This window comes from Curtobacterium sp. 320, assembly GCF_031455235.1.
Lineage (GTDB): Bacteria > Actinomycetota > Actinomycetes > Actinomycetales > Microbacteriaceae > Curtobacterium.
Window position 1 is genome coordinate 195,846 of record NZ_JAVDSI010000004.1, and the last position, 15,476, is coordinate 211,321.

Annotated in this window: 13 protein-coding genes; 1 reads left to right on the forward strand and 12 read right to left on the reverse strand. The window is 71.0% G+C overall.

The window, feature by feature from the left end:
- Positions 1-17: 17 nt before the first annotated feature.
- The 11 genes from infB to J2X60_RS07810 form a co-directional block, all read right to left on the reverse strand.
- Positions 18-2,870, reverse strand: a complete 2,853-nt coding sequence (gene infB / locus J2X60_RS07760; protein WP_071296258.1) for a translation initiation factor IF-2 — start codon at positions 2,868-2,870, stop codon at positions 18-20.
- Positions 2,871-2,945: 75 nt separating this feature from the next.
- Entirely contained in the window at positions 2,946-3,263 is a 318-nt protein-coding gene (locus J2X60_RS07765; RefSeq protein WP_309887000.1) for a YlxR family protein, read from the reverse strand.
- Between the two features lie 66 nt (positions 3,264-3,329).
- Entirely contained in the window at positions 3,330-4,325 is a 996-nt protein-coding gene (gene nusA / locus J2X60_RS07770) for a transcription termination factor NusA (protein ID WP_070416270.1), read from the reverse strand.
- 233 nt (positions 4,326-4,558) lie between these two features.
- Entirely contained in the window at positions 4,559-6,310 is a 1,752-nt protein-coding gene (locus tag J2X60_RS07775; protein WP_309887001.1) for a proline--tRNA ligase, read from the reverse strand.
- Positions 6,311-6,369: 59 nt separating this feature from the next.
- Positions 6,370-7,500 carry a flavodoxin-dependent (E)-4-hydroxy-3-methylbut-2-enyl-diphosphate synthase gene (gene ispG / locus J2X60_RS07780; protein ID WP_070419067.1) on the reverse strand — a complete coding sequence of 377 codons (1,131 nt, stop codon included), beginning with the start codon at positions 7,498-7,500 and terminating at the stop codon, positions 6,370-6,372.
- A 74-nt stretch (positions 7,501-7,574) separates the two neighbouring features.
- Positions 7,575-8,135, reverse strand: coding sequence for a cysteine hydrolase (locus J2X60_RS07785; protein ID WP_309887002.1), 561 nt, complete (start codon positions 8,133-8,135; stop codon positions 7,575-7,577).
- Positions 8,132-9,577 carry a cytosine permease gene (locus J2X60_RS07790; RefSeq protein WP_309887003.1) on the reverse strand — a complete coding sequence of 482 codons (1,446 nt, stop codon included), beginning with the start codon at positions 9,575-9,577 and terminating at the stop codon, positions 8,132-8,134. Before J2X60_RS07790 ends, J2X60_RS07785 begins: the two co-directional genes overlap by 4 nt.
- Before the next feature lie 35 nt (positions 9,578-9,612).
- Complete coding sequence (locus tag J2X60_RS07795; protein ID WP_309887004.1) at positions 9,613-10,947, reverse strand: site-2 protease family protein; 1,335 nt, start codon at positions 10,945-10,947, stop codon at positions 9,613-9,615.
- A gap of 127 nt (positions 10,948-11,074) precedes the next feature.
- On the reverse strand, positions 11,075-12,160 hold the full coding sequence (gene dxr / locus J2X60_RS07800) for a 1-deoxy-D-xylulose-5-phosphate reductoisomerase (protein ID WP_309887006.1): 1,086 nt from the start codon (positions 12,158-12,160) through the stop codon (positions 11,075-11,077).
- Between the two features lie 2 nt (positions 12,161-12,162).
- Complete coding sequence (locus J2X60_RS07805) at positions 12,163-13,134, reverse strand: FKBP-type peptidyl-prolyl cis-trans isomerase (protein WP_309887007.1); 972 nt, start codon at positions 13,132-13,134, stop codon at positions 12,163-12,165.
- A gap of 6 nt (positions 13,135-13,140) precedes the next feature.
- Entirely contained in the window at positions 13,141-13,617 is a 477-nt protein-coding gene (locus tag J2X60_RS07810; RefSeq protein WP_309779692.1) for an OsmC family protein, read from the reverse strand.
- Positions 13,618-13,650: 33 nt separating this feature from the next.
- Here J2X60_RS07810 and J2X60_RS07815 point away from each other — a divergent pair, with 33 nt between their 5' ends.
- Positions 13,651-14,643 (forward strand): asparaginase, encoded by a 993-nt coding sequence (locus tag J2X60_RS07815; RefSeq protein WP_071296251.1) that lies wholly within the window; start codon positions 13,651-13,653, stop codon positions 14,641-14,643.
- A 31-nt stretch (positions 14,644-14,674) separates the two neighbouring features.
- Here the strand turns inward: J2X60_RS07815 and J2X60_RS07820 are convergent, their stop codons facing one another.
- Positions 14,675-15,454, reverse strand: coding sequence for a hypothetical protein (locus J2X60_RS07820; protein WP_309887008.1), 780 nt, complete (start codon positions 15,452-15,454; stop codon positions 14,675-14,677).
- Between the last annotated feature and the right edge of the window lie 22 nt (positions 15,455-15,476).

The window sequence follows — 15,476 nt, forward strand, 5'->3', positions numbered from 1 at the left end:
CCAGGGTAGTCACGCGATCAGTCGCGCGGCTTCTCGACGAGCTCGGTGGTCTCGATCTCGTCGCCGATCTGGATGTCGTTGAACTTGCCCAGACCGATACCGGCTTCGAAGTCCGTGCGGACCTCGGTCACGTCGTCCTTGAAGCGACGCAGCGACTCGATGGCCAGACCATCGGCGAGCACCACGCCTTCGCGGATGACGCGCGCCTTGGCGTTGCGCGTGATCGTGCCGGAGCGGACGATGACACCCGCGATGTTGCCGAACTTCGAGGAACGGAACACCTCGCGGATCTCGGCGACACCCGACTGGACCTCTTCGTACTCGGGCTTGAGCATGCCCTTGAGGGACTGCTCGATGTCCTCGAGTGCGTTGTAGATGACCGAGTAGAAGCGCACGTCGATGCCTTCGCGCGCTGCACGCTCGCGGGCCTTGACGTCCGGGCGGACGTTGAAGCCGACGACGATCGCGTTGTCGATCGTGGCCAGGTCGATGTCCGACTCCGTGATCGCACCGACGCCGCGGTGCAGGATCCGGAGCTGGACGCTGTCGTCGACCTCGATGTCCAGGAGCGACTGCTCGAGTGCCTCGACGGCACCGGAGACGTCACCCTTGATGATGAGGTTGAGCGAGTCGACCTTGCCCTCTTCGAGTGCACGGGTGAAGTCCTCGAGCGAGATGCGCTTGCGGGCCTTGGCCAGCTGGGCGTTGCGCTCGGCGGCTTCACGCTTCTCGGCGATCTGACGTGCCGTGCGGTCCTCTTCGGTCACGAGGAACGTGTCACCGGCGCGGGGCACCGAGGACAGACCCTGCACCTGGACCGGACGGCTCGGCGTCGCAGCCTTGACCGCCACGCCGTTCTCGTCCGTCATCGCACGGACGCGGCCGTAGGCCGTCCCCGCCACGATGGCGTCGCCGACGTGCAGTGTGCCGGACTGGATGAGCACGGTCGCAACCGAACCACGGCCCTTGTCGAGGCGTGCTTCGATCGCCACACCGCGGGCGTCCTTGTCGGGGTTCGCACGCAGGTCGAGACCGGCGTCGGCAGTGAGCAGCACGGCGTCCAGGAGGTCCTGGATACCGATGTTCTGACGAGCCGACACGTCGACGAACATGACGTCGCCGCCGTACTCCTCAGCCACCAGGTTGTACTCGGTGAGCTGCTGGCGGACCTTGGCCGGGTTCGCGCCTTCCTTGTCGATCTTGTTCACCGCGACCACGATCGGCACACCGGCCGACTGCGCGTGGTTCAGTGCCTCGATCGTCTGGGGCATGATGCCGTCGTCCGCCGCGACCACGAGGATCGCGATGTCCGTCACCTGGGCACCACGGGCACGCATGGCCGTGAAGGCCTCGTGACCCGGGGTGTCGATGAAGGTGATCGGGCGCTCGATGCCCTCGTGCTCGGTGACGATCTGGTACGCACCGATGTGCTGGGTGATGCCACCGGCTTCGCCCTCGACGACCTTCGAGTTGCGGATCGCGTCGAGCAGGCGGGTCTTGCCGTGGTCGACGTGACCCATGACGGTGACCACCGGGGGCCGCTGCTGCAGCACCGAGTCGTCCTCGTCGTCCAGCTCGGCTTCGAGGTCGATGTCGAAGCCCTCGAGGAGCTCCTTGTCCTCGTCTTCCGGCGAGACGATCTGGATCTTGTAGCCCAGTTCCTCGCCGAGGACCTCGAACGTGGCCTCGTCCAGCGACTCGGTCGCGGTCGCCATCTCACCGAGGTGGAACAGCACCGTCACCAGGTTGCCGGGGCTCGCGTCGATCTTGTCCGCGAAGTCCGAGATGCTCGCACCGCGACGCAGACGGACGACCGTGTTGCCGTCGCCACGAGGGACCTGCACACCGCCGAGCGACGGCGCCTGCCGCATCTCGTACTCGGCGCGCTTCGTCCGCTTCGACTTGCGGGCACGGCTCTTGCCGCCACCACGACCGAACGCACCAGCGGTACCGCCGCCGGGGCCACGACCGCGGCCACCGCCACCGGCGGGACGCGGGCCGCTGAAGGCCGGACGCGGGAAGCCGCCACCGGCACCACCGGCACCGCCCGGACGACCACCGGGGCCGCCACGACCGCCGCCACCCTGGCCCGGGCGCTGCCCGAAGCCGTTCGGACGGCCTGCCTGGCCGGGACCACCGGGACGCGGAGCGCCCGGACGGGGAGCACCCGGACGCGGCGGGGCCGGACGCGGGATGCCGTTGCCGCCACCAGCGCCGGCGGCGGGGCGCTGGCCCATGCCCTGGTTGGAGGAGTACGGGTTGTTGCCCGGACGCGGCGGGCGCGAGCCCATGCCCTGGCTCGACGCGTAGGGGTTGTTGCCGGGGCGTGCGCCCGGCTTCGGGCCACCCGGCTTGGGGCCGGCTGCGGCACCGGGCTTCGGAGCGCCGCCGGGCTTGACGGCGTCGTCCTTCGGCTCGGCTGCTGCGTCGGGGCCGGCGTCGCCGGACTTCTCGGCAGCGGCCTTCTCGGCAGCGGCGGCCTTGCGGGCAGCCTCGGCCTCGGCCTGTCGCTGGGCGACGGACTTCGGGGCGGCCGGCGTCGGCACGTCGGCGGCGGGCGCCTGCACCTCGGGCTCGGGCTCGGGGGTGGGTGCCGGACGGGCCGGACCCGGGCGGGGGCCGCCGGGCTTCGGTGCGCCCGACTTCGGCGCCGCGGTCTTGGCCGGCGCGCTCGGGGTCTGTGCCGCAGCGGGCTTCGACGCCGAGGCGCCGTCAGCCTGCAGCGCAGCACGGAGCTTGCGCGCGACGGGGGGTTCGACACTGGAGCTCGGGCCCTTGACGAACTCGCCGAGTTCCTTGAGCTTCTCCATTGCGGTCTTGCTGTCGACACCGAGTTCGGATGCGATCTCGTGTACGCGTGGTTTTGCCACTGTTCTCCTTCACGGGTCCCACCCCGTGCAAGGGGCAGGACTCAATGGATGACGGGTCTCATTTCGAGCCGCTCATCAGTTGTCCATAAGCCGTTCAGCCTGTTCTGTCATGTCCTGGTCGCGTGCCTGTGGTTCGGGGCGCCGGAGCGCTTCGAGGTAGTCACGCACCGCGGACGTGTCCGGTTCATGATCGAGCCGGAGCGCCCGGCGGTACGCCTTGCGCTTGACGGCCTGATCATGTGCTTCGACGGTCGGGGTGAGCCACGCTCCCCGCCCCGGCATGACTGCCTTCGGGTCCGCCACGACACGACCGTCGCGCAGGGCGACGACACGGAGGAGGGAGGACCGGGGAGCACGACGGCGACTGCCGATGCATGTTCTGACGGGAACCACCTTACTCCTCCCTCTCGACGACCGCGATCCGGCACGCCCGGACCGGACGTGCCACGAGCGAAACCGTCAGTCCTCGCCGTCCAGGATCGAGTCCGGCTGGATGTCGATCCGTGCGCCCGTGAGCTTCGCGGCGAGGCGGGCGTTCTGCCCTTCCTTGCCGATCGCGAGCGACAGCTGGTAGTCCGGCACGAGGGCGCGGACGGCCTTCGTCGAGGCGTCGAGCACGAAGGCGCTCGTCACCTTGGCCGGCGACAGAGCGCTGGCGACGAACGACGCCAGGTCGGACGAGTAGTCGACGATGTCGATCTTCTCGGCGCCGAGCTCGGTCGTCACGGCACGGACGCGGGCACCGAGCTCGCCGATGCACGCACCCTTCGCGTTCACACCGGGCTCGTTCGCCTTGACCGCGATCTTCGTGCGGTGGCCGGCCTCGCGCGCGAGGGAGGTGATCTCCACGACGCCGGACGCGATCTCCGGGACCTCGAGGGCGAACAGCTTGCGGACCAGGCCGGGGTGGGTGCGCGAGACGGTGATCTGCGGACCCTTCATGCCACGGCCGACGCTCGTCACGTAGACGCGCAGCCGTGCACCGTGCTTGTAGTCCTCGCCGGGCACCTGCTCCTCCGGCGGCAGGATCGCCTCGACCGTGCCGAGGTCGACGTGCACCATCTTCGGGTTCGGGCCCTGCTGGACGATGCCCGCGACGATGTCGCCTTCCTTGCCGCGGAACTCACCGAGGATCTTGTCGTCGCCGATGTCGCGCAGGCGCTGGTTGATGACCTGCTTGGCGGCGAACGCGGCGATGCGGCCGAAGTCGCTGGGCTGGTCGACGGCCTCGCCGATCACGGTGCCCTCGTCGTCGCGCTCGGGCACGTAGACCGAGACCTCGCCCGACTTGCGGTCGAGCTCGACGCGGACGTCCGCGTCGACGGGCTCCTCGTTCTCGGTGCGGTGCTTCTGGTACGCCGTCAGGATGGCCTGTTCGATGATCTGGACGAGTTCGTCGAACGGGATCTCCCGCTCACGCTCCATGAGTCGCAGGACTGCGAGATCGATCTTCACCGAGGGCCTCCGTATTCAGATGAGTCGCTCCCGCGGATGGAACCGCGCGGAAGTCGGCGACCAGACTACCGCACTGCGGGTCACGGACCCGGCCGGACGACGGACGGGAGGTGGGCCCCACCCGCCGGTACCGGCGCACCGCGCCAGCGGGGTGACGGCCGAGACGGGAGGGACGGTGCCAGCTGGCACCGCGCCTCCCGTCCGTCGTGTCGTCACGTCGGGGACGTGACCCGCTAGATCGCGCGGACCGCCTCGAGCAGCTCGGCGACCGGCACGTCGCGGCGTTCGCCGCTCGCCCGGTTCCACAGCTCGACGACGCCGTCGGCGGCGCCGCGACCGGCGACGACGACGATCGGCATGCCGAGGAGCTCGGCGTCGCGCAGCTTCACGCCGGGCGAGACCTTCGGACGGTCGTCGTAGAGGACCTCGAACCGCTCGCCCTCGAGCTCGGCGACGATCGACGTGGCCAGGTCGTAGGCGACCTCGTCCTTGCCGGTCGCGACGACGTGCACGTCGAACGGTGCGACGTTCTTCGGCCAGGCGAGGCCCTTCTCGTCGTTGTGCGCCTCGGCGAGGATCGCGAGGATGCGCGTCACGCCGATGCCGTACGAGCCCATCGTGACCGTGGCGAGCTTGCCGTTCTCGTCCTGCACCTTGAGGCCGAGCGCCTCGGCGTACTTGCGGCCGAGCTGGAAGACGTGGCCGATCTCCATGCCGCGCGCGGTCTCGAGCGGGCCGGAGCCGTCGGGGGCCGGGTCGCCGGCGCGGACGTCGGACACCTCGGCGACGCCGTCGGCCACGAAGTCACGACCGGCGACGAGGCCGGAGACGTGCACGCCGCGCTCGTTCGCGCCCGTGATCCACGCGGTGCCGTCGACCACGCGGGGGTCGACGAAGTAGCGGATGCCCGTCGTGCTCTCGGCACCGAGGACCTGCGGGCCGATGTAGCCCTTGACCAGGCCCGTGTGCTTGCGGAAGTCGTCGTCACCGGCGGGCTCGACCTCGGCCGGGGCGAAGGCCACTTCGGCGCGCTTCAGGTCGACGTCGCGGTCACCGGGGAGACCGACGACGACGATCTCGCGCGTGCCGTCGAGGTGCGTCAGGGCGAGCACGACGTTCTTCAGCGTGTCGGCGGCCGTCCAGGGGGCGCCGTCGCGCGGTGCGATCTCGTTCGCGTGCGCCACGAGCGTCTCGATCGTCGGGGTGTCCGACGCGGGCAGGAGCACGGGGTCGGGCTGTCCTTCGATCGGCAGGGCGTCCGGCACCGGGGTGACGTAGGCCTCGACGTTGGCCGCGTAGCCACCGGCACTGCGGACGAAGGTGTCCTCGCCGACGCTGATCGGGTGCAGGAACTCCTCGGACTTCGAGCCGCCCATCGCGCCGGCGTCCGCCTCGACGATGACGTACTCGAGGCCGAGTCGGGCGAAGATCTTCTCGTAGGCGTCGCGCATGACCTGGTAGCTGCGCTCGAGGCCCTCGTCGGTGAGGTCGAACGAGTACGCGTCCTTCATGGTGAACTCGCGGCCGCGCAGGAGTCCGGCGCGGGGGCGTGCCTCGTCGCGGTACTTGTCCTGGATCTGGAACAGCGTGACGGGGAGGTCCTTGTACGAGCCGTACAGGTCCTTCACCAGGAGCGCGAACATCTCCTCGTGCGTGGGCGCGAGCAGGTAGTCGGCGCCCTTGCGGTCCTGCAGGCGGAACATGCCGTCGCCGTACTCGGTCCAGCGGTCCGTCGCCTCGTACGGCTCGCGCGGCAGGAGCGCCGGGAGGAGGACCTCCTGCGCGCCGGCGGCGACCATCTCGTCGCGGATGATCGCCTCGATGCGCGCACGGACCTTCAGGCCGAGCGGCAGCCACGCGAAGATGCCCGGGGCCTGGCGACGGACGTACCCGGCGCGGACGAGCAGCTTCGCGCTCGTCACCTCGGCGTCGGAGGGGTCGTCGCGGAGCGTACGGAGGAACAGATGCGAAAGCCGTGTGACCACGGGGCAAGCCTAGCGGCGCGTGGGAGTGAGTGCGCCGCCGCCGGGGCCCCGCACCAGCTCTACGACGTGACGACGAGCGGCTTGCCGGTGCCGGCCGCGGGCCCCATCTCGTCGGCGAGACGGTTCGCCTCGGTGATGAGGGTCTCGACGATCTCGGCCTCGGGAACCGTCTTGATGACCTCGCCCTTGACGAAGATCTGCCCCTTGCCGTTGCCGGACGCGACGCCGAGGTCGGCCTCACGCGCTTCGCCCGGGCCGTTCACGACACAGCCCATGACGGCGACGCGGAGCGGCACGGTCATGCCCTCGAGCCCCTTCGTCACGTCGTTCGCCAGCTGGTAGACGTCGACCTGGGCCCGGCCGCAGCTGGGGCACGAGACGATCTCGAGCTTGCGCTCGCGGAGGTTGAGCGACTGCAGGATCTGCAGGCCGACCTTGACCTCCTGCGCGGGCGGGGCGGAGAGGGACACGCGGATGGTGTCGCCGATGCCCTCGGCCAGCAGGATGCCGAACGCCGTGGCGCTCTTGATGGTGCCCTGGAACTCCGGGCCGGCCTCGGTCACGCCGAGGTGCAGCGGCCAGTCCCCCGCCGCGGCGAGCTGCCGGTAGGCCTTCACCATGACGATCGGGTCGTTGTGCTTGACCGAGATCTTGAAGTCGTGGAAGTCGTGCTCCTCGAACAGGGAGGCTTCCCACACGGCGGACTCGACGAGCGCCTCGGGCGTGGCCTTGCCGTACTTCTGCAGCAGGCTCGGTTCGAGGGAACCGGCGTTGACGCCGATGCGGAGCGAGACGCCGGCGTCCTTCGCGGCCTTGGCGATGGCGCCGACCTGGTCGTCGAACTTCCGGATGTTGCCCGGGTTCACGCGGACTGCGGCGCACCCGGCGTCGATGGCCTGGAAGACGTACTTCGGCTGGAAGTGGATGTCGGCGATGACCGGGATCTGCGACTTCTTCGCGATGATCGGCAGCGCGTCGGCGTCGTCCTGGCTCGGAACCGCCACGCGGACGATGTCGCAGCCGGACGCCGTGAGCTCGGCGATCTGCTGGAGCGTCGCGTTGATGTTCGTCGTCGGCGTCGTGGTCATCGACTGGACGGACACCGGCGCATCGCCGCCCACGAGCACCTTGCCGACCCGGATCTGCCGGGACTTGCGGCGCGGGCTCAGGGTTTCGGGGACTTTCGGCAGACCGAGGTTCACTGCAGGCACGAGGTGCACTCTACGCGCTCCCGGTGACGCCCAGCCCCGCGCACGCGTGATGCTCAGACGACGGTGATCAGCGGCGCGTAGAGCCGCATCGCCGCGAGGGCGCGCTCGTGGTCCTCGTCGCTCGCCCCGGCGCACGCGTCCGCCACGACGGTCACCGTCGCACCGGCGTCCGCGGCCGCCAGCGCGGTCGACAGGACGCAGCAGTCGGTGGACACCCCGACCAGGACGAGGTGCGGGTGCTCACCGGTGACGGCCTGGAGGCGCGTTCCCCACTTGCCGAAGCTCGTCTCGGTGACGACGGGGTCGCGTCGGTCCGCGGCGGCGGTCGCGAACGGCTCGGTCAGGTCCCAGAGAGGGTCGGTGTCCGGCACGAGCGCGAACGGCCAGTCGCGGTAGTAGGGCACCCAGGCGCCCTGCGGGTGCTCCGGGGCGACGAAGCGGGTGAAGACCGTGCGCCCGGTGAAGCGCGGGAGCAGCCGCTCGATCCCGGCGGCGGCGTGGTCGAAGCGCCCGGTGGCCCAGGGGCTCTCGCCGGTGAAGACCTCCTGCATGTCGATGACGACGAGCCACGCGTCGTCCGGTACCCCGGCGACGGCCGCCTCGACCGCGCTCATGCCTGCTCCTGCCGGCGGACGGAGCCGCGGGCGAACAGCAGGGTGCCGAGGAACCCGACGACGAGCGCCACGAGCACGCCGAGGTTCGCGTACGCCCAGGCGCCGGTGCGCCCGCCGAGGCCGAACGGCTCGAGCAGGTACCCCTGCCAGTTGAGCCAGGACGGCACGCCGTACGTGTTCGTCACCAGGCCCCAGCCGAGCGCGGTCCCCACGACGACGAGGCCGACGGCGAGCCAGCGCACGTCGCCGTACCGGCCACGGCGGTCCTCGAGCTCCCGCTCGGCGTACGGAGCCCGGCGGATCACGACGTCGGCGACGAAGATCCCGCACCAGGCGGCGATCGGCACGCCGAGCGTCACGAGGAACGCCTGGAACGGCTTGATGAACGAGTCGGCGAAGAACACCACGTAGACGGCGCCCGCCACCATGAACACGCCGTCGACCCCGGCCGCGACGGGCCTCGGGATGCGGATGCCGGCGCTCAGCAGGGCCAGTCCGGAGCTGTAGATGTCGAGCACCGCACCGCCGACGAGCCCGAGCACCGCGACGAGGGCGAACGGGATGAGGAACCACACCGGCAGCACGGTCGTCAGCGCACCGATCGGGTCGGCGGCGATCGCCGTGTTGAGGTCCTTCGACGAGCCGGCGAGCAGGACGCCGAGCACGACGAGCACGATCGGCGCGAGCGCCCCGCCGAACGTGGTCCACCAGACGACCCCGCGGGTCGAGGCCGACCGCGGCAGGTAGCGCGAGTAGTCCGCGGCGGCGTTCACCCAACCGAGGCCGAACCCGGTCATCACGAGCACGAGGGCGCCGACGACGTTCTGGGCGCTCCCGGCCGGCAGTGCGGCGATCGCACCGAGGTCGATCGAGGGCAGCGCGAGCACCACGTAGACGATCGTCAGCACCGCGGTGATGACCGTGATCCCCGTCTGCAGTCGCATGATCACGTCGAACCCGGCGATGCCCGCACCGACCACGAGTGCGGCGACGACCACGAGTGCGACGAGCTTCGTCAGGACACCGCCGTCCCACCCGAGCTCCCGGAACACCGTCGAGGTGGCCAGGACCGCCGCCGACGCGAGCGCGGTCTCCCACCCGACGGTGAGGATCCAGCTGAGGAACGCCGGCAGCCGGTTCCCCCGGACGCCGAACGCCGCGCGGCCGAGCACCATCGTCGGTGCCGAGCCCCGTTTGCCGGCGATGGCGACGATCCCGCACAGCAGGAACGAGAACGCGACCCCGATGACGGAGACGATCGTGGCCTGCCAGAAGGAGATGCCGAACCCGAGGACGAACGAGCCGTACGACAGGCCGAGCACCGAGATGTTCGCCGCGAACCACGGCCAGAAGAGGTCCCTCGGACGTCCCTTCCGGTCGGACTCGGCGATGACGTCGGTGCCCTGCCGCTCGACCGTGCGGACTTCCGGAGCTGTGCTCATGTGCGAAAGCGTAGTGCGCGGCCGAGACCTCGTCGCTACCCGAACAGGTTCACGGGGCGCACGATGTCGGCGTAGATGAGCAGTGCGCTCATGCCCGCGAGCAGGACCACGACGACCATCGTCAGCGGCATCGTCTTCGCGAGGTCGATCGGCCCGGGGTCCGCCTTGCCGACCAGCTTGAAGGAGCGGCGCTTCACGGCCTCCCACAGGGCGCCGGCGATGTGACCGCCGTCCAGCGGCAGGAGCGGCACCATGTTCAGGACGAACAGGCCGATGTTCAGCGAGGCGAGCAGTCCGAGGATCGTGTACGCCTTGTCGACCACCGGCACGCCGCTCATCGACGAGACCTCGCCGATCGCGCGGCCGACGCCGACGACCGACACCGGGCTGTCCTGGGACCGCGCCTGCGAGCCGAACGCCGCGTTCCACACCGCGACCAGCCGCTGCGGCAGGTCGATGATGAGGTGCGCCGACGCCGAGATCTGCGCCCCGGTGGCCGGCAGCACCGCGGCCGGCGACTGCCGCACGAGCGACTGGCCGATGCTCACGCCGACGACGCCGACCTGCTGTGTCTTCGTGCTGCCGTCGTCGTTCTTCGCGACCGTGCCGTCGGCGGTGTAGACGTCCCGCGTGGCGGTCGTCGGCGTGATGTGCAGCGTCTTCTCGGCGCCGTCGCGAGACACCACGACGGTGACGTCCTCGCCGGCGGACCGCTGGAAGACCTCGGAGACCTGGGCGATCGTCGGGTCCTGCTTCCCGTCGACCGAGAGCACGACGTCGCCCGACCGGATGCCGGCCTGCTTCGCCGGCGAGACGGCGTCCCCGGAGGTGCACGTCGTCGCCTGGCTCGTCGGCAGCACGCAGTCGACGCTCGACGTGAACGTGGTCGTCGGCGCACCGAACCCGACGAGCAGCACGCCGAACAGCACGATGCCGATCACGAGGTTCATGGCCGGACCAGCGACCATCACGATGATCCGCTTCCACGGGGTCAACCGGTAGAACGCACGCGAGTCGTCGCCGCCGGAGTCCGCGATCTGCTCGGCGCTCGCCTGCCGGGCGTCCTGCACGAAGGCGCCGTACATGCCCGTGTTCGTGATCGCACTCGGTCGCCCGGACGCCCGCGGCTTGAGCATGCCGACCATCGAGATGTAGCCGCCGAGCAGGATCGGGCGGATGCCGTACTCGGTCTCGCCCCGCCTGAACGACCAGATCGCCTTGCCGAAGCCCAGCGAGTACTGGGTCACCTTGACGTTGAACAACTTCGCGAAGGACAGGTGCCCCAGCTCGTGGAGTCCGATCGAGACCAGCAGGCCGATGATGAAGACGACCACGCCGAGGACGAAGAGCAGGACGGTTTCGACGGTCACCGGGAAAGGGTACGGGACGGTTCCCATGACCGAGCCGAGCGCACCCTGGGAGGTGCGCCGCGCCTCCTGGACCGCCCGGCCCGTCTGCTCCCGCAGCCGTGCTGACGGACGGGAGGCGCGACTCGCCTCAGCGGGACAGCATGCGGTCGGCCGCGGTGCGCGCCCAGCGCTCCGCTGCCAGCACGCCCTCGAGGGAGGGCTCCCCCGCCGTGTGCTCGTCGACCACGCGCTCGACCGTGTCGACGATGTCGAGGAAACCGATCGCACCCGCGTGGAACGCGGCCACGGCCTGCTCGTTCGCCGCGTTGAACACGGCCGGGAACGTGCCCCCGAGCTGCCCGACGCGCTTCGCGAGGGCGACCGCACCGAAGGCCTCGGCGTCGAGGGGCTCGAACGTCCAGGTGCTCACCGTCGTCCAGTCGAGCGGCACCCCGACGCCCGGGACCCGGTCGGGCCACGCGAGACCGAGGGCGATGGGCAGCCGCATGTCCGGTGGCGACGCCTGTGCGATCGTCGAGCCGTCGACGAACTCGACCATCGAGTGCACGATCGACTGCGCGTGCACCGTCACGTCGATGCGGTCGTACGGGACGCCGAAGAGCAGGTGGGCCTCGATGACCTCGAGGCCCTTGTTGACGAGCGTCGCGGAGTTCGTCGTGACCCCGAGGCCCATGTCCCACGTCGGGTGGGCGAGCGCCTCGGCCGGGGTGACGTCCGTGAGGTCCGCGCGCGAGCGCCCGCGGAACGGGCCGCCGCTCGCTGTGAGCACGAGCCGGCGGACCTCGTCCGTCGTGCCGGAGCGGAGCGCCTGGGCGATGGCGGAGTGCTCGCTGTCGACCGGGACGATCTGGCCGGGTGCCGCGGCGGCCTGCACGAGCGGGCCGCCCACGATGAGGCTCTCCTTGTTCGCCAACGCCAGCGTGGCGCCGGACTCGAGCGCGGCCAGGGTGGGGCCGAGGCCGACCGACCCGGTGATGCCGTTGAGGACGACGTCGGCCTCGACGCTGCGGACCAGGCGTTCGGTGTCCGCGGCGCCGAAGGCGGTGTCACGGACGCCGAAGCGTTCGGCCTGCTCGGCGACCAGGGTGCGGTTGCTGCCGGCGGTGAGGCCGACGACCTCGAAGCGGTCGGGGTTGCGGGCGACGACGTCGAGTGCCTGGGTGCCGATCGAGCCGGTGCTGCCGAGGATCGCGATGCGCCGCTTCTGGCGCACGGTCAGCCCTTGGCGAGGACGTCGACGACGAAGACGAGCGTGGCGTTCTTCGGGATGCCCGAGCCCTCCTGCGGGTTCGCGCCGTAGCCGTCCTCCGGCGTGACGACGATGAGGACCTGCGAGCCGACCTTCTGGCCGACGAGCCCGGTCACGAAGCCCTTGATGAGCGAGCCCTCGGAGATGGTGAAGGTCGTCGGGACGCCCTTCGACCACGAGGAGTCGAACTCCTTGCCGGTGTCGTAGACGACGCCCTTGTACTGCACGAGCGCGGTGTCGCCGTCGGCGATGGTGTCGCCGGTGCCCTGCTTGAGCACCTCGACCGTGGTCTTCGACGGCGCGTCGACGCCCTTCGGGACCGTGATCTCCGGCTCACCGTCGGCCTTGTCCTGCACGGTCGGGAGCTTCGGGTCCTGCTGCTGGGCCTTGCCGGTGGCCTTCGTCGGGGTCTGCGCCACGACGTCGGCGACGACGACGATCTCACCGCCGGTGTTGAAGCCGAGCGCCGACGACTGACCGACCGCCGCGACGCGGTCACCGACCTTCGCGCACGCCAGGAGGGCGCCGAAGCCGGACCCGCCGACCGAGAGCACCTGCGGGTTGCCCTGGTCGAAGCCGACCGTGCCGAGCTTCTTCGCGTCCGACGCCTGGTACACGCTGTACGAGACCTGCGCGTAGTCGCCCTCGTCCAGCGACGCACCCTTGCCGCGCACGACCGTGCTCGCCTGGGGCTTGCTCGCGGTGAGGCCGCCCGTGAACTTCACCGTCGGTGCCGTGCTGCCGCCGAACGCGCCGGACACCTTGATCGCCTTCGACGCCGAACCCGGGTCGGGGCAGGACGTGATGGCTGCGGCGGTCGCGCTCGACGACGCACTCGGGGTGGCGGTCGAGTCGCTCGACCCGGATCCGGAGCACGCGGCGAGTCCCAGCACGACGGCGGGGACGAGGGCGATCGGGAGGAGACGCAGACGCTTCACGAGGCCCTAGTCTGCCGCACGGACCTTGGTGCGCGGGACGTGGTGCACAGGAAAGGCCACCGAGCGTGCGATGAAGCAGAGGCTGTTCGCGGTGGCGTGCGCGGCCTCGGCGTCGGCGACGCGGTCCGCCTCGAGGATGGTGACCACCGGGTGCAGCGTCGCCTCGGTGAGCTCGCCGGAGCCGTCGCGGTTGAGGTTGAGGCTGGCCGTGGCGCGGTCCTCGTAGTCGACGACGGTGAAGCCCTCGGTCACGGCGACGTGGAGGTAGCTCAGCATGTGGCACTGGGCGAGGGACGCGACGACGAGCTCCTCGGGGTTCCAGCGGTCGCGGTCGCCGCGGAACGTCGGGTCGGCGGAGCCCTCGATGCCGTGCTTGCCCGCGGCGCGGACGTCGTGGTCGCGCCCGTAGTCGCGGTAGCCGCTCGTTCCGGTGCCGCGGTCGCCGGTCCAGTGGACGGAGACCTCGTAGGAGTGGTCGGACACGGTGGGCTCCTCGAAGATCAGTACGATTGCGGCATGACGGTGCTCTCCGACGTCCACACTGACCGCCATCCTCTCACCGCCGAGGGGTCGGTCGAACTGGCGGTCCTCGACCGCAACGGGTTCGACGAGAGCCGACACGTCGGTGCCGGGGTCGTCGTCGCCGCGGACGGCACCGTGATCGACGCCGTCGGTGACGTGCAGGCCAGCGTCTACCCCCGCTCCACGATGAAGCCCTTCCAGGCACTCGCGGTCCGTCGTGCCGGAGCCGTGTTCTCCGACGAGGAGCTCGTCCTCACCACCGCGAGCCACGCCGGCACCCCCGCGCACCAGGCCATCGCGCTGCACATGCTCGAGTCGTACGACCACGTCGAGTCGGATCTCGGCTGCCCGCCGGACATGCCGTTCGACCGCGCCACCGCCCGGACCATGACCGAGCCGAGGCGCCTCGCGATGAACTGCTCCGGCAAGCACGCGGGCATGCTCGCGGCGTGCCGGGTGAACGGCTGGGACGAGGAGACCTACCTCGAGATGGCGCACCCGCTGCAGCAGCGCGTCCGCGAGACCGTCGAGGAGTTCACCCACGAGACCGTCGACGTCGTCGGGACCGACGGGTGCGGGGCCCCGGTGTTCCCCCTGACGCTTGCCGGACTCGCCCGGGGCTTCGCCGGTGTCGTCGCGCGGGCTGAGTCCGACACGGCAGCGCTCACCGACGCGGTGCTCGACCACCCGTGGGCCATCGACGGCATCGGACGGGCGAACACGGTGACGATCGAGCGACTCCGGGTGCTGGCGAAGCTCGGCGCCGAGGGCGTCATGGTGATGGGGCTGCCCGGTGGTGCAGCGGTCGCGGTGAAGACCCTCGACGGCGCGCAGCGGTCCGGGACGCTCGCGGCCCTCACGCTGCTCGAGCGCAACGGCATCGTGGACGCGGCGGGGGTCGCGGACGTCATGGCGGCCACGGGCGAGCAGGTGCTCGGCGGCGGGGTGCCGGTGGGGACGCTGCGGGCGGGGTCCGGGCTGCGCTGAGGGCGAGTTCGCGGGTGGCCCCGTACCGGGGTCATCCGGGTTCGTCCTGCAGTTGCGGCAGTGCCGGTGCCACGGGGGTACCCCGCCGTTCGTGCGGGTGTCGGACGGTGCATCCGTGGCGGGTGATCTCGACGGCGACGTCCCAGTGCCGGGGCAGGACGCTGAGGCCGGGTACGAGGACCACGGTCGTGCGGGTCGGCGGGCACGCCCGGTCCGGGTGGTCGCCGTTCGCTGCACGGGATGCGTGGTCGGGGCTCACTGCGTGGGCCGCGCGGTCGACCACGACGGCGGCCGTGCCGGAGGGCATCGCCGGGCAGTGATCGGCCCCCGCAGCCACCACCGCGCGCGCTTCGGCACCGCACGCAGCTCGGACCTCGTCGTCCGGACCGGCCGCGGCGCGGACCTGCGCCGCGACGGCCCGGAACACCGCCAGCGCGAGCACGCCGGACCCGATCACGACGATGTGGGGCCGCGACCGGTCGTCGACGGCGAGCTCACAGCCGTTCGACGCCGTGCCGAGGACGATGGGCCATCGGTGCGTCTCCGTGCGGACGGCCCCGTCCACGGTGCCGGGCTGTCTGGACGGTGTCGGAACCAGGACCGCCACGTCCGCCACGTCCGCCACGCACTCGGCGCCGCGGGAGCGACGGACCCTGTTCGCGCGGACCACGAGGACGTCGAGCACCGCGCAACACCCCGCCGCTCCGAGGAGCACCGCGCGCGACGGCCACTCGACCGGCACGACGAGCCCCACCACGAGCAGCACCACCGCTGCGCCGACCAGGGTGCAGCGGGCGGTGAAGGGGGTCATGCCTCCAGAGCACCACACGGCC